Source organism: Vibrio hepatarius, assembly GCF_001274785.1.
Classification (GTDB): Bacteria; Pseudomonadota; Gammaproteobacteria; order Enterobacterales; family Vibrionaceae; genus Vibrio; species Vibrio hepatarius.
Window position 1 is genome coordinate 1 of the sequence record NZ_LHPI01000016.1, and the last position, 21,260, is coordinate 21,260.

Below are 21,260 nucleotides of genomic sequence, written 5' to 3' on the forward strand. Positions count from 1 at the left end.
GGACATCGCCAGGCTTTAAATATCGTTACCCGTACTACGTGTAACAACATCCTCAGTGTACTAATCTGACGATGACAATTTGTGGAGAGATGGCTGAGTGGTTGAAAGCACCGGTCTTGAAAACCGGCATACGTTAATAGCGTATCTAGGGTTCAAATCCCTATCTCTCCGCCACTATCTAAAACCCCAGTCGAAAGACTGGGGTTTTCTCGTTTTGGCTTCCGCTTAATCACATCTCACAAGCTTGAGTGTACTTGTTCGCTAGGACTCGGACTTCAAAAGCCCGCTGAATGATCAGCGGGCTTTTTACATATGGAGCAATCATAGAAGCGTACGTTCGCTAGTAATGGGTCAACCCGTAATACTGTTGGTATATAGCTTCGGTTTCACCACTGTCTTGCATTTCGTGCAGTGTTTGTTCAAGTTGCCGAGCTTTTGACTCACCCAAACTGATCGTTGTCGGAAAGTTTGTTGGGCTCAGCGGCTTTGATGAGTCAAAGCTGTCATTTTCTTGCTCAGTAATATATGGAGAGTTTTTGGAAAAGCCTAAATAGGTCGGCTTTACGCCTCCACAGCAATTGAGGTGGGTTTTAATCCCCTTCGGTTTATTTTGCTTAAGGTAGTAGTCAAGCGAGGCTCGGTTATAAATATAAAAGTCGCCACGTTTTTTCATTAGCAACTGCACCGCTCTATCTATGGTCATATCGGCTTCAGTATATCGATGAACATTCTCCACATTGCGGACAAAGTCGGGTGAACCCAAAGATTGTAAGACGGTGGCTCCGGATAGCTGCGTCAGTTTTTCTACCTCTGGATAGCCAGCTAGTGAAATACCTATCTCACCGCCTGGTAGACCGTTATCAATAAAGTAGGTGTATTTTGCTCGGGTTGGGTTGAAGCTAAAGCCAAGATAAAAATCGATTTGTCCTTTCTCTAATTGTTTGAGAATGCGTTTTTTGGGGCCTCTAACGATATTTAACTGACAACCAATCTTTCGGGCAGCCGTTGTATAGAGCTGTAGATACAAACCGGAATTATCGGGCGCGGCGGCGATAAGAGGCGGTCTTTCATTGGTTCTATAGCCCATAGTTAGTGTGCACGAAAAGCTCGGAAATGAGCTGAGAGCCGCCACTAACGATGATGAGTAAATGAAGAGTTTGTTATGCATGCGCGCCTCCCATTCTTTAAATCTTAGTCGAGTGGGTATAAAAAAGCCGACCATTTAGGTCGGCTAAAGGTTAATTCATACTAGTGATTAAGCGCGTTTCGCTGCAAGTTCTTTTAGCGCTTGCTTCTCTTGCTCAGAGATAAATGCGAGCTCAAGGCCATTAATTTGCGCTTGACGAATTTGATCTTGAGATAAACCTGCTTGAGGCGCTGCGACTTCGTATTCGTAAGGCAGTTCAATACCTTCTACAGCTGGGTCGTCCGTATTTAGACACGCTAATACGCCGTGATCTAAGAACTGTTTAAGTGGGTGGTTAGCCAGAGACTCCACTGTACTGGTTTGGAAGTTTGAGGTTAGGCACGATTCAATACCAATACGATGTTGTGCTAAGTAATCCATCAGTTTTGGATCGTGAATCGCTTTTACGCCGTGACCAATACGTGTCGCACCAAGTTGTTGGATTGCTTGCCACATGCTTTCTGCACCCGCTGCTTCACCCGCGTGTACTGTGACGTTCAAGCCAGCATCTTTCACTTGCGCGAAGTGTTTTACAAAACGGTCTCCAGGTTGGCCCAGTTCATCACCTGCAAGGTCAACTGCTACGATGTGGTCTTTTTGCGTAAGGATGGCATCCAGTTCCTGCTGACATGCGTCTGTACCGAACGTACGGCTCATAATACCAATCAGGTTAGCCTTGATGCCAAAATCACGAACACCCGCCTGCACGCCATCAACAACTGCTTCTACAACGCCTTCGACAGGTAGCTTGTGTTTCATTGCCATGTAGTATGGAGAAAAACGCAACTCTGCATAGTCAATTTGAGCGTTGAGTGCATCTTCAACGTTTTCATACGCGACGCGGCGACAAGCGTCTAGATCACCAAGAACCGCTACGCCCCAATCTAGCTTAGATAGAAAGGCAACAAGAGAAGGCTCCGCTTCAACAATCTGAACATGTGGAGTGAGAGACTCAACATCATAAGCAGGCAGTGCAACGCCAAATTTCTGGCCAAGATCTAAGATGGTTTGCGTACGGATGTTACCGTCAAGGTGACGGTGCAAATCAGTAAGAGGTAGGTTCTTAGTTATCATTATGGGTATTCCGATCAGATGAATTGAGCTAAGTATAAGAATCAATAACAGGACTGTCAGTACGCAAAGGATAGAAAATCAACGATTAACGTTGGTTTTTATTTCATGTTAACTAAATTTGTTGGCCAGTCGTGGTACGGAACAGGGCGACTATAAAGGAAGCCTTGACCGAGGGGACAAGCGAGCTGAGAAAGCAATTGGGCTTGCTCTTCGGTTTCAATTCCTTCAGCAACAATTTCGACTCGCATGCTTTTGGTCATGTTGATCACCGCAGCCACAATGGAAGTATCCAAGTTGCCTTTATTGAGGCTGTTGACGAACGTGCGGTCAATCTTGAGGCAATCAAATGGCAGTTTGTGTAGATAGGCGAGTGAGCTATAACCTGTACCAAAGTCATCGATAGCGATTTTTACGCCGAGCTGGCGAATCGTCTGCATATTTTGCAGGGTAATCGGGTCGTTATCGACAATGCGTGACTCTGTGATCTCTAAGGTTAGATTGCGAGCGGGCAGTCCTGACTGTTGCAAGATGTCTTGTAAAGTCACTATGAAACTCGGTTGTGAGAGCTGTTTCACTGATAGGTTGACGTGCATGTGGAAGTTTTCATCCCACTTCCCCTCGCGCATCCCTTTGATTGTGTCATTGCACGCTTGGTTAAGTATCTGTTCACCAATTTGCCCAATAAGGCCGCTTTCTTCGGCAATCGAGATGAACTCCAGCGGAGGTATCATTCCCGATATCGGCGATAACCAGCGGGCCAAGGCTTCTGCACCGACGACTCTGCCGCTGTTGAGGTCAACGATTGGTTGATAGAAAGGCACAAACTCATTGTGTTCAATGGCATCTTTAATTTTCGCCACCATCAAAGTGCGATTGCGAGAAATGTCTGCCATTTCAGGGCTATAACGGCTAATTTGTGTCGAATCTTGTTTGGCATTACTCAGCGCAATGCTGCCATTGCGGAGCCATAATGTCATATTGTGCTCAGGACAACAGTCGACAATACCGACAGATATATTGACGATGACATTATCTTTTTCCATTACAAATGGAGACGCAAATACCTGCAGGATACGGTTGGCCGTTGCGGTATTTTGTTCAACCGTTTGTGGATTGGGGAGATAAACCGCGAACTCATCACCGCCAATACGAGCCAAATAAGCCTCGTCAGGAAATAGCGAACGTAGTCGTTGGGCGATGATAATGAGCAGTTGGTCCCCTTTGTGGTGACCGAGACTATCATTGATATACCTAAATTTGTTGATCCCAATAAGCAGCATGCTGCCGTTCAGTTCAGTCAGGTTATCGCAGGTCTCTATCAACCCTTCTCGGCTGTAGAGTTTAGTCAGTGAATCATGCAGCAGTTGGTTACGCAGCGCTCGGAAAGAGGCTTTGAGGTTGTTGGCCATTTCGTTAAACGCAGACACCAGCATCGTGGTCTCATAGATATGGCCCGGCTTAGGCATTGCGCTATCCCAGTCCCCTTTAGCTAAATGCTTAGAGGCTTCCACAGTTGAGGTGATGGGTTTGACGATTCGGTTCAGGGCAAAAAAGCCGAGAATGATACCGATCGCGCTAATGATAATACCGATCAACCAGCTGTTTCTTTGGTTTGCTGGCAGTTCGCCGAGCAAATCAGCTTCGGATATCGCGACACCGATCCGCCAGTTAAGCCCATATTGGTCTGTGTACGGAGTTAAATGATTGAAGTAACGTTCGCCATCTAAGTCGATAGAGAAACGCTGAGTCCCTTGTTGATTGAAAATACGCTGTTGGCTTGCGTGTATCGCGCTGGTCTGAACTACTGGGTTGGCGCTTTCACTCGCCAGTAAGCGATCTCCTTTAGGACTGAGCGGGGTTCCCCAAGAAACGACGCTCCCGCCTGTAGAGTGCGCAACCAAACGCTCTTGGTCGTCGATGAGGTAAATCATTGCACTCGATTGGGATTGGATCTCTTTGAGGAAAGCGTTGAAGGTATCGATTTTCACATCGGTGACCATCACCCCCTGAAACTCTTGTTGCTGAAACACAGGCGTCAACGCGGAAAGGGTGATCTCTTGTCGCTCGTCCGCGTTGGCGTAAATCGAAGACCATATTGGTGCTCGCGACTGTGCCACTGGCACATACCATGGTCGTTTTCGCGGGTCGTAGTTACTAATAATCGAGCGAACGTCTTTGCTGATTTGGGAACCACGGAAGATGATCAGTTCACCTTTGGTTCGGTCATCTTTGACCATCAAAGTCAGCTCTTTGTTGGCTTCCTTTCGCAAACCAATATATTCACCATTAATACCACCAAAGCCGATCACGTCAAGCTGCGGAATGGTAGTGTATAAGTCGCTAAAACTGGCAAAAAGATATTGCTCTATCGGTTGGGTATCACCGGGGGTGTAGAAGTGGTTAAATCCCACATTGTGGCTGAGTGACAAGCTAGCTTGAAAAGGCTTCTGTAGATATTGATTTAGTTCTAGGGTGACATTTTCCGTGATCGAGCCGAGTTGTTTGTTGCTGATATCGACGACCATCGCTTCATAGCTCTGTTTTTGAAACGCGATAATGACACCCATCGTAATGATAAAAATCATCACGAAGGGGATTATGACTGCGGTTCTGAGCGTGATCTGTTTAGTCGATAACATACATTCGCTTCTACTCGTCGATTGTTGTCAGTAGTGTTTCACTTATTGACACCACTATCACTCGCATCCTTTTCCAGAGTCAATCCGCGAAAGGCATAGTTGAGATCATATCCCCAATCTAACGGAACCTAGCCGGCTAATAGAGTTCTTTCAATTTACGCGTTAGCGTGTTTCGTCCCCAGCCTAGAACTTTCGCAGCATCTTGTTTATGACCGTTGGTGTGTTCCAGAGCGGCTTCTAAAAGTATACGTTCAAATTCAGGAAGTGCGTAAGAAAGTAATTCGGTATCTCCTTGAGACAACGAGTTTTTCGCCCAGCTCGCCAGTTGTTTCTGCCAAGTGCTACCTTCAGAAAATCCGTGCTTCGCTTTCTCTTCTAACAGCTCTGGTGGCAGGTCGCTCGGCAGTATTTCGCTACCGCTGGCCATGACAGTAAGCCAACGGCAGATGTTTTCTAGTTGGCGTACGTTACCCGGCCAATCTAACCGATTAAGGATTTCTACTGTCGATGAGTGGAGAGTTTTCACATCGACGCCCAACTCTTCTGATGCCAAGGCGAGAAAATGCAGCGTCAGCTTTTCTATATCTTGCTTGCGTTCGCGCAGCGCAGGAATGTGGATACGGATGACATTAAGACGGTGGAATAAATCTTCACGAAAGTCGCCTTTATGTACCAGTTTCTCTAAGTTTTGGTGCGTTGCTGCCACAATACGTACGTCAACTTTGATCGGCGAATGACCACCGACACGATAAAATTGACCGTCGGCCAGCACCCGTAAGAGACGGGTTTGGATGTCGAGTGGCATATCACCGATCTCATCCAAAAACAGTGTGCCACCGTTGGCCTGTTCAAAACGCCCTTGTCTAACACTATTGGCGCCAGTGAACGCGCCTTTTTCGTGGCCAAACAGTTCAGACTCAATCAAATCTTTGGGAATCGCCGCCATGTTGAGGGCAATAAACGGCTTGCTGGCTCTTGGACTGTGGCGGTGCAATGCGTGGGCAACCAACTCTTTACCTGTACCGGATTCACCGTTGATCAGCACCGAAATGGACGAGCGGGACAATCGGCCGATAGCGCGAAACACTTCTTGCATGGCTGGCGCTTCACCGATGATTTCAGGTGCATTGTACTCACCCTGCCCAGAAATCGACTGTTCGCGCTTTTGTTCGTGGCTGTGGGTGATGGCGCGCTCAACCAGCGTTAAGGTCTCGTCTACGTCAAATGGCTTGGGTAGATATTCAAACGCCCCTTTTTGATAGGCGTTAACCGCCGCATCGAGATCCGAGTGAGCAGTCATAATGATGACTGGGAGATCAGGAGAGCGCTCATGCACTTGTTTCAGTAGTTCAATGCCATCGATGCCTGGCATACGAATATCGGACACCAACACATCTGGACTCTCGCGTTCCAGAGCCAGTAGTACGCTTTCGGCATCGGCGAACGTTTCACATTTTATGTTTGCCGAAGAGAGGGTTTTCTCGATCACCCAGCGAATGGAGCTGTCGTCGTCTACCACCCATACGTATCCTTTGCTCATAACGTTGTCCTCACAGCAATGCGTTTAATTTTTATTGAATTGGCAGGTAAATAGTGAAAATGGTTCGGCCAGACCAACTTTCAACGTCGATTTTGCCCTGATGCTGGTCGATAAGGTTTTGGGCAATAGACAGCCCAAGCCCGGTTCCGCCTTCGCGGCCACTGACCATAGGGTAAAACAAGGTATCTTGTAGGTCGGCTGGAATGCCTGGGCCGTTATCAATGATCTCGACTCTCGCCGCGAGTTTGCAGCGTTGACCATGGATATTGGCTTGATGCACCGTTCTGGTGCGTATGATTATTTTGCCATTTTCTTGTGCTTGTAATATTTGCCCTGCGTTGCTGACGATATTCAGCAGCGCTTGTTCGATTTGGTCTGCATCCATCAGAAAGTCTGGCAAGCTTGGGTCGTAGTCGCGTTCGATGATCACCGATTGGCTCACTTCTAACTCAACTAATTGACGTACTTTTTCCAGAATCAGATGCAGGTTTTCGTATTTTTTCTTGCCCGGTTTTTGCGGCCCTAGCAGGCGGTCAACCAACGAGCGCAGTCGGTCTGCCTGTTCGATGATGATTTGTGTGTATTCGGTTAAGGATTGGTCTGGCAGCATCCGCTCTAACAGTTGCGCCGCGCCACGTAAACCGCCAAGCGGGTTTTTGATTTCGTGGGCTAGGCCGCGAACCAACAGTTTGGCTGCTTGCTGCTGGGCATGTTGATTGAGTTCTTGAGATAAGCGGCGCTGTTGACCAATTTTTCGCATCTCAACTAACAGCATCAGCTCTTTGTTCCATGAGATAGGGCTGACTGTCACCTCTAACATCAACGGTTTACCATCGACGACAAAGGTGACGTCGCTGTCGGTAATGCTTTGACCACTTTGCAGCGGTTGAGAGAGCAGGGCGAGATCCAAAGACGCGTGTTGGATCAGGTTCGACAGTGGTTGATTGACGATGCGTTTTGAACTTTGCGAGAACACTTGCTCTGCAGCGGGATTGGCATAGCGGACCTGCAGCGATTCGTTCATGATAAGAATCGCTGTGACCTGATGGTTTAAAATAATGTTATTGAGCTCGCTACTCACAAGTTACCCCTCATCCTTGACCTTAAAATGTGCAATGCACCATTTTGGTGCGGGGACAATTTTAAGTATGGCGCAATCTCGCGGGTAGCAGAAGAAAAAACTCCTTTAAATCTCGGCTTTTTACTGAGATGTGGCTTTTTTCTGTATTGCTCGCTGAAGATGCACCGTTATAGGACTGGATGATGCAATAAGCTTGCCGTCTTTAATTGCTTGAACTACAAAGGAATGGCTTCCTCGGTCAATGTTCTTGAGCTCCCAAAGAGGCTGGTTTGTTGGTGCACCGTAGCGTTTATTGTCCATCACCAACTGCAGTGTTTCTCCGATAGCCAGTTTTCGGTTAACTTCGGCTTGGATGGTAATCATGCCTGCGTTGCTGCGTAAGGCTTGGTCATGTTGAGGGGAAATAATATCTACGACCAATGGCCCAACTGATTCAGGTTTGGCTTCGGCGCTATTATTCTTATCAGCATCGACCGCTTGTGGTGCGTCAAATTTAGGTGGCGGGGCTGGTCGCTCGTGATCCGGCAGTTGAATCGCTTTCACTTTGCCACTCGACGGGTTGTCACTAAAGTGCACCACACCGTTGTCATCCACCCACGAATAGACAGTTTGAGCGATAGCGACAGGCGCTTGGAGCACGAATAGAAAAACAAGTTGTTGATGCCATTTCATGAGAATCTCCTAGTATTAGAGAGTTGAACAATACTAGCTCCATGAAATGCAACGAGAAACACGAAAAAGGCCCGCCTGCGAGGCGAGCCTTATTATTATGTAACGTGGTTAAACTTTGTACACTCGGTATGGTTATACAGAGTAGTAAAGTTCAAACTCAAGTGGGTGAGTCGCCATGTTGATGCGCTCAACGTCTTTTGACTTAAGTGCGATGTAAGAATCGATAAAGTCATCAGAGAATACGCCGCCAGCTGTTAGGAACTCACGATCTTCGTTTAGTGCATTCAGAGCTACTTCTAGAGACTCAGCCACTTTTGGAATCTCAGCTGCTTCTTCAGCAGGAAGGTCGTAAAGGTCTTTATCCATCGCTTCGCCTGGGTGGATCTTGTTCTTAATACCGTCAAGACCAGCCATTAGTAGAGAAGCAAACGCTAGGTATGGGTTCGCTGCTGGATCTGGGAAGCGAGCTTCGATACGGCGTGCTTTCGGGCTTGGTACCACTGGGATACGGATTGAAGCAGAACGGTTACGTGCTGAGTAAGCTAGCATAACTGGCGCTTCGAAGCCTGGTACAAGACGCTTGTACGAGTTTGTTGATGGGTTAGCAAACGCGTTGATTGCGCGAGCGTGCTTGATGATACCGCCGATGTAGTAAAGAGCAGTTTCAGATAAGCCGCCGTACTTGTCACCTGCGAATAGGTTTACACCGTCTTTCGCTAGAGATTGGTGAACGTGCATACCAGAACCGTTGTCACCAACAAGTGGCTTAGGCATGAATGTCGCTGTCTTACCAAATGCGTGAGCAACGTTATGTACAACGTACTTGTAGATTTGGATTTCGTCAGCTTTCGTTGTTAGCGTGTTGAAACGAGTTGCGATTTCGTTCTGACCAGCAGTTGCCACTTCGTGGTGGTGCGCTTCAACCACTAGGCCCATTTCTTCCATGATTAGACACATTGCAGAACGGATGTCTTGAGAAGAGTCAACTGGAGCTACTGGGAAGTAACCACCTTTAACGCCAGGACGGTGACCTTTGTTACCACCTTCGATTTCGCTGCCTGTGTTCCACGCTGCTTCTACGTCGTCGATCTTAAAGAAAGAACCCGACATGTCGTTTGAGTACTTAACGTCGTCAAATAGGAAGAACTCTGGCTCTGGACCAACAAGAACAGTGTCTGCGATACCAGTTGCGCGCATGTAGTCTTCAGCGCGTTTAGCGATAGAGCGTGGGTCACGGTCGTAACCTTGCATAGTTGCAGGTTCTAGGATGTCACAACGCACGTTTAGCGTTGCATCTTCAGTGAATGGGTCAAGAACTGCAGAGGCAGCGTCTGGCATCATTACCATGTCTGACTCGTTGATACCTTTCCAGCCAGCAACTGAAGAACCATCGAACATCTTACCTTCTTCGAAGAAGTCTGCGTCGATCTGGTGAGCAGGGATAGAGATGTGTTGCTCTTTACCTTTGGTATCAGTAAAGCGTAGGTCAACAAACTTAACTTCGTTTTCTTGGATCAGCGATAGAACGTTTTCTACTGACATGTTGGATAACCTCCAGTGTTATTAAAGCGGTGATGGCGTGATTCTTAATCTAATCTTAAGTACCAGCATTGATTAATTTCTTTTCAATCGTGTTAATCGATGCTGAAAATACTAAAGCCAAAACCGTGCCAAAAAAATTAATCCATTAATTTCAAAGAATTAGTGGCTTGGGCATTAATCTGGTGCAAACATTTGCACCAAAATGATCTACGTTTGCACTTATTTGGTGCATTATTAAGTGGGCGCACCAAATTAAGACAAGATCGAACATCATTCAGCCTAGTTTTCGTAAGATTGTCAATTGAGTTTTAAACAGATGAAATGGCTTATTGCGCTGTATCAAGTTGTCCTGAGTGTAAAATCAACGGAACAGATCACATATTTCTAGGTTTTTCGCCAAAATCTGGTACATTATGGCCGTTTTTTTAATCAAAAAAGTCCCTTCATATAGAAGGAGCTTCTTATATCGAGTGAATCAAATCCATGGCTACTCCACAGATTGATAAATTAAGAAATATCGCGATCATCGCGCACGTTGACCACGGTAAAACTACACTGGTTGATAAACTGCTACAACAATCAGGTACTCTAGAGTCTCGCGGCGAAGCTGAAGAGCGAGTCATGGACTCAAACGACATCGAAAAAGAACGTGGTATTACCATTCTTGCTAAGAACACTGCGATCAACTGGAACGATTACCGCATCAACATCGTAGATACTCCGGGACACGCGGACTTCGGTGGTGAAGTAGAACGTATCATGTCGATGGTAGACTCTGTACTACTTATCGTTGACGCGGTTGATGGCCCAATGCCACAAACACGTTTCGTAACGCAAAAAGCATTTGCACACGGTCTTAAGCCAATCGTTGTAATCAACAAGATTGACCGCCCTGGCGCGCGTCCTGATTGGGTTATGGACCAAGTGTTCGACCTATTCGACAACCTAGGCGCAACAGATGACCAGCTAGACTTTAAAGTGGTTTACGCATCAGCACTTAACGGTTGGGCTTCTCTAGAAGAAGGCGAAACTGGCGAGAACATGGAACCACTATTCCAAACTATCGTTGACGTTGTTGACGCACCAAATGTTGACCTTGATGGTCCACTACAAATGCAAGTTTCTCAGCTAGATTACAGCTCTTACGTGGGTGTTATCGGTGTAGCTCGTGTAACTCGTGGTAGCGTTAAAGCAAACCAACAGGTAACCATTATTGGTGCTGACGGTAAAACTCGCAACGGTAAAGTGGGTACAGTCATGGGCTACCTTGGCCTAGAGCGTCACGAAGTTGAGCAAGCGAACGCAGGTGATATCATCGCAATCACTGGTCTTGGTGAGCTAAAAATCTCTGACACTATCTGTGCACAAAACGCAGTAGAAGCGCTTCCACCACTGTCTGTTGATGAACCAACAGTAACGATGACGTTCCAAGTAAACACGTCTCCATTCGCGGGTAAAGAAGGTAAGTTCGTAACGTCACGTAACATCCTTGAGCGTCTAGAGAAGGAACTGGTACACAACGTTGCGCTACGCGTTGAGCAAACAGACGACCCAGACAAATTCCGCGTATCAGGCCGTGGTGAACTTCACCTATCTATCCTGATCGAAAACATGCGTCGTGAAGGCTTCGAACTAGCAGTATCTCGTCCAGAAGTAATCATCAAAGAAGAAGATGGTCAGCTAATGGAACCGTTCGAAACAGTAACTATCGACGTAATGGAAGAGCACCAAGGCGGCATCATGGAGAACATCGGCCTACGTAAAGGTGAGCTGAAAGACATGTCTCCAGACGGTAAAGGCCGTGTACGTATGGACTTCGAAATGCCATCTCGTGGTCTGATCGGTTTCCAAACGGAATTCATGACACTGACTTCTGGTTCTGGTCTTCTTTACCATACGTTCGATCGCTACGCGCCACACAAAGGCGGTAACATCGGTCAACGTGTGAATGGTGTACTAATCGCGAACGCGATGGGTAAAGCGCTAACTAACGCGCTGTTCAACCTGCAAGAACGTGGTCGTCTATTTATCGGTCACGGTGTTGAAGTTTACGAAGGTATGGTTATCGGTATTCATAGCCGTGACAACGACCTAACGGTAAACGCACTGAAAGGTAAGCAGCTAACTAACGTTCGTGCATCTGGTACAGATGACGCACAGGTTCTTACTCCGCCAATCAAGATGACTCTTGAGCAAGCACTAGAATTCATCGATGATGATGAGCTAGTAGAAGTAACACCTGAAAGCATCCGTATTCGTAAGAAGTTCCTAACGGAAAGCGATCGTAAACGCGCGTCTCGTTCAGCGAAGTAATTTTTTCGCGATAGCGAAATAGAATAAAAAAGCCCCGAGTTACGCTCGGGGCTTTTGTGTTTTTACAAAGGAAAGATATGCAGCCAATCATTATTACCGGCGGTCCGGGAGCGGGGAAAACGACGTTACTTAATGCACTGGGTGAGCAGGGGTATGCGACGTTTGCAGAAGGCTCTCGAACCTTGATTGAACAGCAAAGCCGACTCAAGGATGGGGTATTGCCGTGGACTGATTTACCGCGATTTGCCCAGCTGTGTCTTGATCTCATGGCAGAGCAAAAACGTCGAGCACTTGATCACCAAGTGGCGTTTATGGACCGCGCAATCCCTGACATCGTCGCTTATCTGCGAGTGGGTGGCTGCGAAGTGCCACAAGCGTTTATTTCTGGCAGTGCTGGCTACCATCGACAAGTGTTTGCCTGTGCGCCTGAAGCATCGATCTATGTTCAAGATGAAGTTCGCCCACATAGCTTTGAGGAAGCGCAGCACATTCATCAATTGCTGGTGGAGAGTTACACTGAGCTAGGTTATCAAGTAGTGGATGTGCCGTGGGGAAGTGTTACCGAGCGGGTGGCATTTATCCGCGAGCACTGGCTAGCGAAGCAATGCTGAGTGACTAAACCTCCTCGAATGAGGAGGTCAGCCAAAGTTGATTATTTTTGATTCAGTTTTTGTAGGAACTTGTCTGATTCGGCGATTGCCGCGTTCATTTGCTTAATCGCGTACTGAATATCTTGTTCTAAGTTTGAAAATTCGCCTTGGAGCGCACCAACCGCACTCGCGTTTAGGTTATGCTTTAAATACAAAGTGTTGTCACGAAGCGTATTGAGTACTGGCGTCATTTTCTGTTCAGCGCGTTTCATCGCTTTGAGCATGGTGTTGTATGAAGTACGGGTCTCACGCAGTTTCTGTTCGCTCGCACGACGTAATGAGCGGTTGGTGTAGAGATCGAGTTCGTCTTGCCACTCGTCGAACAGTGCTTCAGACACATCCTCAATGGCGGCGATACGCTCGCGCACTTCTTCTGCAGCACTTTCACTGTCTTGGTATTTGTCGTTGATCTTGTTGTAGACGCTTTCCAGTTCTCCACCGTCGAATTGAGTTAGGGCTGAAAGTGCTTCGAGCGCGCTGCTAAACTCTTGTTGAGCCTCTTGTTGTGACTCTTTGGCTTCTTCAACGCGGTCTACCATGATGTCTCGTTTGTGGTAGCCTACTTGTTCCATTGCAGAATAATAGGCGGATTGACAACCTGTTAGGGTAAAAATGGATAATACCAAAGCCAGTAAGTACGGCATGAATGAGTCCTTTTCTTTAGAATTATGGTGCTAGGATGACCGAGTCGTTTGGGAGTTACAAGTTGAAATTTGAGCAAATGGGTAAGCAAGGACTTGCCTTTGGACAATATCTTTTGACTAGGATGGCGCATGACCGTGTGAACGTGAACGCCGGCTACTTGGCCTACATCAGTTTGCTCTCACTCGTACCTATGATGACGGTGTTGCTGTCGGTGTTATCTTCCTTCCCAGTGTTTAGTAATGTTGGCGATGTCATTCAGGACTTCCTGATCACCCATTTTGTTCCCGCCGCAGGTGATGCGGTGAAGAGTGCCTTATTCGATTTTATCGCCAATACCGGCAAGATGACTGCGGTGGGCGGTGCATTTTTGTTTGTTGCTGCACTGATGCTGATTTCCAACATCGATAAAAACCTGAACTATATTTGGCGAGTAAAGAAAAAGCGCCGCGCGGTGTTTTCGTTTTCGATGTATTGGATGGTGCTGACTCTCGGCCCGATATTGGTCGGAGCAAGTATCGTCGCGACCTCTTACATCACGTCGTTAAAAATCCTCGAAAGCAACACCATTTCGAGTGCGTTTGAGTTCTTCCTACGATGGCTACCATTCTTACTCTCATTTTCGGCGTTTGTCGGTTTGTATTTGTTGGTGCCAAACAAGAAAGTCTATTTTTCCCATGCGGTGGTTGGTGCGATTATCGCCGCGCTGCTGTTCGAAGCGAGCAAGAAAGGCTTTGCCCTATATATCACCGAGTTTCCTTCTTATCAGTTAATTTACGGCGCTTTGGCGGCGATTCCGATTCTGTTTGTTTGGGTCTATTTGTGTTGGTTGATTGTGTTGATCGGTGCGGAAGTGACCGCCGCGCTGGGCGAGAAAGAGCACTGGCGCGCAACCGAAGAAGAAGTGGTAAAATGCTCACCACAAACATCCCAAATAGAGAAAGGAAGTCAAAGTGATAGCACTGATCCAGAGAGTAAGTGAGGCAGCAGTACGCGTAGATGGTGAAGTGGTAGGAGAGATCGACAAAGGCCTACTTGTTCTACTGGGTGTGGAAAAGGACGATGATGAAGCCAAGTCAAAACGCTTGGTTGAACGTGTTACGACTTACCGTGTTTTCGAAGATGACGAAGGTAAGATGAACCTAAATGTGCAACAAGTCGGTGGTAAAGTTTTGGTGGTGTCGCAGTTCACATTGCCTGCCGATACTAAGAAAGGGACTCGCGCGGGTTTTTCACGCGGCGCGCACCCAAGTGAGGCCGAGCGCCTATATGAACACTTTGCTGACTTGTGCCAAACTGTATTGCCAACCGAACGCGGCCGTTTTGCCGCCGATATGAAAGTCTCTTTGGTTAATGATGGACCAGTGACGTTTTGGTTGCAGGTTTAGCACCGTTATCACAGTAATAATTTGGACATATTAGTATCAACGAGCGACAGTAAGCTCTGAGATGAAATACTGCTGCTAAATGGATATTTGGTGGCAGTGATAAAAAGGAATTTTATGTTTAAGCTGATCACTCCAAAAACGGATAACCAACTTAACAAGTATTATCACTTTCGCTGGCAGATGCTGCGCGAGCCTTGGCGCATGCCGCTGGGCTCGGAACGTGACGAATATGACCCGATGAGCTTCCATCGCATGATTGTCGACGGGCGTGGACGTCCAATGGCGATCGGCCGCTTGTATATCACGCCGGACAATGAAGGCCAAATTCGCTACATGGCGGTAAAAGGCTCTCGCCGTAATAAAGGGATGGGTTCTTTAGTGCTGGTGGCGCTCGAGTCGTTAGCGCGTCAGGAAGGCGTTAAGCGATTAGTATGTAACGCGCGCGAAGATGCAATCTCGTTCTATGAAAAGAATGGCTTTGAGCGCCGTGGTGAGCTGACCGACGAACGTGGTCCGGTGCGCCACCAACAAATGGTCAAGCCGCTAGACCCGATGGCTAATGTCTTGCGTAAGCCAGAATGGTGCGCCGAACTGCAAGAGCGCTGGGAAAATCAAATCCCAATCAGCGACAAGATGGGTATCAAAATCAACCAATATACTGGCTACCAGTTTGAGTGTTGCGCTCAGCTGAACCCTAACCTCAATCCTCACAATACGCTATTTGCAGGTTCGGCGTTCACGCTGGCAACGTTAACTGGCTGGGGTATGACTTGGCTGCTGCTCAAAGAGCGTAACTTGCAAGGCGATATTGTTTTGGCTGATAGTCAGATTCGCTACCGCCATCCTGTGATGCAAAACCCAGTCGCGGCGACTTCTTTAGATGGGATCAGTGGTGACTTAGACCGTTTAGCGTCGGGGCGTAAAGCTCGAATTGTTATTCACGTCACCATCTACAGTGGCGATGCTGCCGCAGTGGAGTTCGTCGGCACTTATATGTTGATCCCTGATTACAAATCTAAGTTAGACGGTGAGTTGACCGTGTGATCGTGGCTTGCAGGTGGGGAGACATTTGGCTCGGGGCAAACGTGGCTAATGACATTGGTTAAGTCGAAAATCTCTGACCACAACTGTTGGCACTCTTGGTTGATATTCAGAATCAAGGTGCCAAATTGCGGTTTGGTTAAATCAAGCTGGCCAACCAGCGCGCCCTTCTCTGCCTGAGACTGGATACGAATTCGGCCTCGATCAGCGTTGACTTCAATCACTTCCAGAGGCCATGGCTGCGTAAAGCTTACCTCCCCATCGGCACTTTTAGCATCGATCATGCCTTGACGGATTTGCGCTTTGACCTGGCCTGACGCGCTGTGCGCCAGCATAGAGTAATCGCCAGATAGGCCTGAAAGGTCGAGCTCTATTTCCGCCAGTCCGCTTAATGAGAATGGTAAACGCGATTGAATCCATGCTTGTTCCAGTGGAATGCCGTCACCATGCAGGGAAAACGCCCACGGTGCGCTGAGTGTGGTCTGGTCCCATTTGCCATTGGCTTCGATATAGCCTGAAGGAAGGGGAAGAAACGCGCGCTCTAAACGGACATCGCCTTGCTGTGACGAAGCGCGAATCATCGCCTGAGTCGTCAATAGCTGGTCCAAGCTGGCATTGTTGGCAGTCACCTCTAAGTGGCCGTTAAAGAAACCCGCTTTACCGCCTTTTATCAGCGAAAGCTGCTCACCTTCGATATTCACACCGGATAACTGCCAATAGGGTTTACGCTCAATTTGGATGATTTGGCCGTTGTTTACATCCAGCTCATCAATCGACAAGGTGTTCAACGACTGCGCCGCCTGATGCAGCGAGCTTACCAACTCAGAGGTGTTCTCTAGCCATTTAATCCCAGACATACGCAGCTGTTTGAGCTGAACATCAGACGGTGAGATCCGCCCCTCCAACTGAATACGGCCTTCTTTAAAGTCTGCATCGAATTCGTCAAACGTGATTCCCTTGTCGCTAACCGCCAGTTTGGCTGTTGGAGCAATGAGCTGTAAATCCTGATAAGTCACGCTGTCGGCGTTAAATGACAAATAGCCTTGCTGCTGTTGCCAGAGCGAGCGTTCAAGGGAGAGGTTTTCCAGCGACGCATCAAGCTGTTCAAAGCGCCAACCAGCGTAGTCAAAACTGCTGCTGAGAATATCTAAGCTGTTGATGTGAGTAATAGGCAAGCTGAGTGAGTCTAAGGTGGTTAGCAGTTGTTCTGCCGGTGTTGCGCTGGTCAGTTGCAGTTGGTTGACGGTGACATTGACCAACGACCAGCCGCTTTGATATTGCTCTGCCTGACCAGAAACGTTCGCCCCGCGCCAATTGAAAGACATGCCGTAAAGGGTGCTGTCAGCGGCTTGGTATTTAGCGTCAATCAACAAGTCGTCTAGCGCTTCACCACGGGTGTAGAGCTGTTTTGCCGAAAGTTGAATGTCACCATACGGGAGAGTTTGTTCGTCATCTTGCCAAACGGGCTGTTTGACTTGAAGGCTGACGCCGCGCGCAGACCACTCGTGGCTTGAGACGTCGACGTAATCGAGTGCTAGATGGTTCAGATAGAAAGGTTTGAGCAGCGTTAAGTCAAAGTGCTGCAGGTCGATATTGGCCCCTTCGATCAGCATGGAGTCAAACGCAACTTTGCCGCTATTGATTAAATACGGATTCAGCCACAGCGTGAGTTTGGGGATTCTTACGTTACGTCGCTCGGATTGGATTTCGACGTCATCGAGCTCCAACTGGAGCGGTGGAGTATAGCGAACCTTCTGGGTGACGAGGTGATACGGCGTTAGGTGTTTGAAAAGTAGGTTGATGGTGTCTGTCGCGTAGCGGGTTTGTAGCAAGGCAAACAGAGAGAGCGCACTTAAGCTAAGCAAGGCAACAACCATGATCGTACTCAGCAGCAATATTCTCTTCAAAACTAAGACCTTCCTGAATTCCCGTTCGCTTGCGATGTTCTAACTACCAGATACAGAGTCAGTTTGCTTAGCTTGAAACATTTTGCACACAGAGGCAACAAAAAGCCCCTCAAAAGAGGGGCTTAGATAGCTATTTGAAGCCGATGTCACTAATCAAGCTGAGGACCAGCCGCAACGAGTGATTTACCTTCTTCGTTGTCGGTGTACTTATCAAAGTTGTTGATAAAGCGAGTTGCTAGGTCTTTTGCTTTGCTTTCCCATTGTAGTGGGTCAACGTAAGTGTCACGTGGGTCAAGGATAGTTGGGTCTACATCGTGCAGTGCAGTCGGAACTTCTAGGTTGAAGATAGGGATATGTTTGGTTTCCGCTTCTTCAATTGAACCGTCTAGGATTGCGTCGATGATGCCGCGCGTATCTTGGATAGAGATACGTTTGCCGCTGCCGTTCCAGCCTGTGTTGACTAGGTAAGCTTGCGCGCCTGCTGCTTCCATACGTTTAACCAGTACTTCTGCGTACTTGGTTGGGTGTAGCGTTAGGAACGCTGCGCCAAAACATGCAGAGAAGGTTGGCGTTGGCTCGGTAATGCCACGCTCAGTACCCGCTAGTTTTGCAGTAAAACCAGATAGGAAGTGGTACTTCGTTTGTTCTGGAGTTAGTTTCGATACTGGCGGTAGAACACCGAATGCGTCCGCTGACAAGAAGATCACTTTGTTCGCGTGACCGCCTTTCGATACTGGCTTAACGATGTTTTCGATGTGCTCAATTGGGTAAGACACGCGAGTGTTTTCTGTTTTTGAACCATCGTCAAAATCGATTGTGCCGTCTGAAAGTACCGTTACGTTTTCTAGCAGCGCATCACGACGGATTGCGTTGTAGATGTCTGGTTCTGCTTCTTTCGATAGCTTGATGGTTTTCGCGTAACAACCACCTTCGAAGTTGAATACGCCGTCGTCATCCCAGCCGTGCTCGTCATCACCGATAAGTGCACGTTTTGGATCGGTAGATAGCGTGGTTTTACCTGTACCAGATAGGCCGAAGAAGATCGCAACGTCGCCGTCTTTGCCCATGTTGGCACTACAGTGCATTGACGCGATACCTTTTAGCGGCAAGAAGTAGTTCATCATCGCGAACATACCTTTCTTCATTTCACCGCCGTACCAAGTACCACCGATAAGCTGAGTGCGCTCAGTCAGGTTAAACACCGTGAAGTTTTCAGAGTTAAGACCGTGCTCTTTCCACTTCTTGTTGGTGCATTTCGCGCCGTTCATTACGACGAAATCTGGTTCGAATGTTTCAAGTTCCGCTTCTGTTGGGCGGATGAACATGTTTTTCACGAAGTGTGCTTGCCATGCAACCTCAGTAATGACACGGATGCTTAGGCGAGTATCAGGGTTAGCACCACAGTAACCATCGATAACAAACACACGTTTGCCCGAAAGCTGCTCTGTTACCTGCTCTTTCAGGTCGTTCCAAATCTCTTGTGAGATCGGTTTGTTGTCGTTTTTCACCGCGTCTGATGTCCACCACATGTGTTCTTCAGTGGTGGCATCTTTCACGATGTACTTATCTTTTGGTGAGCGGCCAGTAAAAATACCGGTATCCACAGCGACTGCGCCAAGGTTTGTGACGACGCCTTTTTCGTAACCTTCTAGCTCAGGGCGCGTTTCTTCCTCAAACAACACTTCGTAACTTGGGTTACGAATAACCTCTTTTACGTTGTGTAGCCCGTGTTTAGTAAGGTCAATTGTTGCCGCTTTTGTATGTTCCATAACGGTCATTGGGTGCTCCTTATCGGAAATATTTTGTAGGGATTTTGTAAGTATCTTTTTATTTTTGTCTGCTCACCATGCTAGCAATGGGTCTAAGTTAAAACAGGGATATAGCTCAAAAAATACCCGTGCTTATTATGGGGCTTTAAGCGACGCATCACATATTGGCTCGATTAGTGTATCGTGCACGCAAAGCTTTGCGCTAGAGCAAAACGGTTATTAATTGATTAAAATTAACCAGTTGTTTTATTACAGGAGAGGCTAGGTATAGCAAGGGTTGGATCACAAAAAAGCCAGCATTGTGCTGGCTTTTTGACGGGTAAATTACGTGCTTGATAAACTATGTGAATTAATGCAGCGTTTTATTGCTTGGAGTTGCCTGTTCAAACAGCTCAGCCACGTCAGATTCGTCGAACGAATAATTCGTGCCGCAGTAATCACAATGTAAAGAAATTGAGCCAGACTCGCTCAACATGTCATTTACTTCCGCTCGATCAAGGGTCACGATCGCCGCGCCGCTACGCTCACGAGAGCAACCACAATGGAACTCAACTTGCTGAGGTTCGAACAAGCGTACCTTGTCTTGGTTGTACAGACGGTACAACAGCTCGTTCGCTTCTAGGGTGAACAGCTCTTCATCTTTCACTGTGCTGGTTAGCTGCTCAAGGTGCTCGAAATCTTCCGCCGTGCCGGTGCCATCTGGCATAACCTGAATAAGCATACCTGCTGCGTGCGCTTTGCCTTCGTGTTCGCCAGTACGAATCCAAAGGCGAGTTTTTAACTGCTCAGATTTTTCGAAGTAGCCTTCCAGAATCTCAACTAGGCTATCGCCTTCAAGACCGACGATACCTTGGTAACGTTCGCCCTGTTTAGGCTCGATAGTGATCACTAGGTAACCTTTACCCATCATGTCATGAATGTTTGCGTCGTCAGCGATATCGCCTTCCCAACGCGCCACACCACGTACTTGCTGGTTATTGTCACCGTTAATTACGACCAGTGATACCGGACCGTCACCTTGCAGCTGCAGGGTGATTGAACCTTCAAACTTCAGCGTTGCAGTTAGCAGTGTCGTCGAGACAAGTAGCTCACCTAGCAGGTTTTTTAGGGCTGCTGGGTATTCCTTGCTAGTGATAATACGTTGGTATGCTTCATCCAATTGCACCAACTCGCCACGTACTGATAGGTCTTCAAAAAGGTAGCGGTTTAATACATTGTTTGCCATGGAGTTTATTCCTAGTACGTCTGGTACTTATTGATGTTTAAATTTGATGATGTCGCGACGCTGCTTTTTATCTGGACGACGATCAGGGCTAGGGTTGTGAGCGTGGAGTTTACGTCGTGTGGCGTTTTCCTCGCGCTTAGCAATGCTTTCAGTCGTCTCTTTATAGAGCGTCTGAGCTTCAGGTGCACCACGACGTTGATCAGAAATCTTTTCGATAACAATGGTTTTCTCTTCATTGCCTTGGCGAAGAGTGATAACTGCACCGAGCTCGACCGCCTTACTCGGCTTACTACGCTGGCCATTATAGTGGACTTTGCCACCATCGACCATATTTCGCGCAATTGAGCGTGTTTTATAGAAACGTGCAGCCCATAACCACTTATCGAGTCTGACCGCTTCTGTTTGGGAACTCATAGTGGAAAATGACCTCTAATGAATCTAGCTAGATTAATGCTGTTGTAAAAATGGTGACAGGATGTCCATTTTTCAAGCGAGATTATCAAATTTATCATTTGCCTAGTGGTTCTGACACTGTTAAGTGTTTAGCTTGATTGATATTTTGCTACAATGCTCTGCTACACTTTTTATTAA

Annotated in this window: 17 protein-coding genes and 1 tRNA gene; 6 read left to right on the forward strand and 12 right to left on the reverse strand. The window is 47.4% G+C overall.

Translation table 11 applies throughout. From position 1 onward, the window contains the following. Positions 1-83 precede the first annotated feature (83 nt). Positions 84-174, forward strand: a tRNA-Ser gene (locus AKJ31_RS15085). Positions 175-340: 166 nt separating this feature from the next. Here AKJ31_RS15085 and AKJ31_RS15090 read toward each other — a convergent pair. From AKJ31_RS15090 to glnA, 7 genes are all read right to left on the reverse strand, one after another. Beyond that, positions 341-1,168, reverse strand: a complete 828-nt coding sequence (locus tag AKJ31_RS15090; RefSeq protein ID WP_053409937.1) for a substrate-binding periplasmic protein — start codon at positions 1,166-1,168, stop codon at positions 341-343. A gap of 87 nt (positions 1,169-1,255) precedes the next feature. Beyond that, entirely contained in the window at positions 1,256-2,260 is a 1,005-nt protein-coding gene (add, locus tag AKJ31_RS15095; RefSeq protein ID WP_053409938.1) for an adenosine deaminase, read from the reverse strand. 98 nt (positions 2,261-2,358) lie between these two features. After that, complete coding sequence (gene gepA, locus AKJ31_RS15100; RefSeq protein WP_053409939.1) at positions 2,359-4,899, reverse strand: phosphodiesterase GepA; 2,541 nt, start codon at positions 4,897-4,899, stop codon at positions 2,359-2,361. A gap of 136 nt (positions 4,900-5,035) precedes the next feature. Next, positions 5,036-6,439 (reverse strand): nitrogen regulation protein NR(I), encoded by a 1,404-nt coding sequence (gene glnG, locus AKJ31_RS15105; RefSeq protein ID WP_053409940.1) that lies wholly within the window; start codon positions 6,437-6,439, stop codon positions 5,036-5,038. A gap of 31 nt (positions 6,440-6,470) precedes the next feature. Continuing rightward, on the reverse strand, positions 6,471-7,520 hold the full coding sequence (gene glnL / locus AKJ31_RS15110) for a nitrogen regulation protein NR(II) (protein WP_053409941.1): 1,050 nt from the start codon (positions 7,518-7,520) through the stop codon (positions 6,471-6,473). Between the two features lie 120 nt (positions 7,521-7,640). Then, positions 7,641-8,192 carry a DUF4124 domain-containing protein gene (locus tag AKJ31_RS15115; RefSeq protein ID WP_053409942.1) on the reverse strand — a complete coding sequence of 184 codons (552 nt, stop codon included), beginning with the start codon at positions 8,190-8,192 and terminating at the stop codon, positions 7,641-7,643. Positions 8,193-8,324: 132 nt separating this feature from the next. Continuing rightward, complete coding sequence (glnA, locus tag AKJ31_RS15120) at positions 8,325-9,734, reverse strand: glutamate--ammonia ligase (protein ID WP_053409943.1); 1,410 nt, start codon at positions 9,732-9,734, stop codon at positions 8,325-8,327. Between the two features lie 483 nt (positions 9,735-10,217). Here glnA and typA point away from each other — a divergent pair, with 483 nt between their 5' ends. Together typA and AKJ31_RS15130 are read left to right on the forward strand one after the other, a co-directional pair. Further along, the gene (gene typA / locus AKJ31_RS15125) at positions 10,218-12,047 is read left to right on the forward strand and encodes a translational GTPase TypA (protein WP_053409944.1); all 1,830 of its coding nucleotides are present in this window, start codon (positions 10,218-10,220) and stop codon (positions 12,045-12,047) included. A gap of 77 nt (positions 12,048-12,124) precedes the next feature. Next, a complete protein-coding gene (locus AKJ31_RS15130) occupies positions 12,125-12,658 on the forward strand; it encodes an AAA family ATPase (RefSeq protein WP_053409945.1) in 534 nt (177 codons plus the stop codon). A gap of 41 nt (positions 12,659-12,699) precedes the next feature. Here the strand turns inward: AKJ31_RS15130 and AKJ31_RS15135 are convergent, their stop codons facing one another. Further along, complete coding sequence (locus AKJ31_RS15135) at positions 12,700-13,341, reverse strand: DUF2959 domain-containing protein (protein WP_053409946.1); 642 nt, start codon at positions 13,339-13,341, stop codon at positions 12,700-12,702. A gap of 35 nt (positions 13,342-13,376) precedes the next feature. Between AKJ31_RS15135 and AKJ31_RS15140 the strand changes: the two genes are divergently transcribed. From AKJ31_RS15140 to AKJ31_RS15150, 3 genes are all read left to right on the forward strand, one after another. Continuing rightward, entirely contained in the window at positions 13,377-14,321 is a 945-nt protein-coding gene (locus AKJ31_RS15140) for a virulence factor BrkB family protein (RefSeq protein ID WP_211263063.1), read from the forward strand. Continuing rightward, the gene (gene dtd, locus AKJ31_RS15145) at positions 14,293-14,727 is read left to right on the forward strand and encodes a D-aminoacyl-tRNA deacylase (protein WP_053409947.1); all 435 of its coding nucleotides are present in this window, start codon (positions 14,293-14,295) and stop codon (positions 14,725-14,727) included. The genes AKJ31_RS15140 and dtd overlap by 29 nt, the downstream gene beginning before the upstream one ends. 114 nt (positions 14,728-14,841) lie before the next feature. Further along, complete coding sequence (locus tag AKJ31_RS15150; RefSeq protein ID WP_053409948.1) at positions 14,842-15,771, forward strand: bifunctional GNAT family N-acetyltransferase/hotdog fold thioesterase; 930 nt, start codon at positions 14,842-14,844, stop codon at positions 15,769-15,771. On the opposite strand, the gene AKJ31_RS15155 is transcribed toward AKJ31_RS15150, so the two are convergent. The 4 genes from AKJ31_RS15155 to hslR form a co-directional block, all read right to left on the reverse strand. Continuing rightward, positions 15,735-17,675 (reverse strand): AsmA family protein, encoded by a 1,941-nt coding sequence (locus tag AKJ31_RS15155; protein WP_053409949.1) that lies wholly within the window; start codon positions 17,673-17,675, stop codon positions 15,735-15,737. The genes AKJ31_RS15150 and AKJ31_RS15155 overlap by 37 nt on opposite strands. 149 nt (positions 17,676-17,824) lie before the next feature. Further along, a complete protein-coding gene (gene pckA, locus AKJ31_RS15160) occupies positions 17,825-19,453 on the reverse strand; it encodes a phosphoenolpyruvate carboxykinase (ATP) (protein ID WP_053409950.1) in 1,629 nt (542 codons plus the stop codon). 340 nt (positions 19,454-19,793) lie between these two features. Further along, positions 19,794-20,669, reverse strand: coding sequence for an Hsp33 family molecular chaperone HslO (hslO, locus tag AKJ31_RS15165; protein ID WP_053409951.1), 876 nt, complete (start codon positions 20,667-20,669; stop codon positions 19,794-19,796). A gap of 27 nt (positions 20,670-20,696) precedes the next feature. Further along, positions 20,697-21,083, reverse strand: a complete 387-nt coding sequence (hslR, locus tag AKJ31_RS15170; RefSeq protein WP_053409952.1) for a ribosome-associated heat shock protein Hsp15 — start codon at positions 21,081-21,083, stop codon at positions 20,697-20,699. Positions 21,084-21,260: the final 177 nt, after the last annotated feature.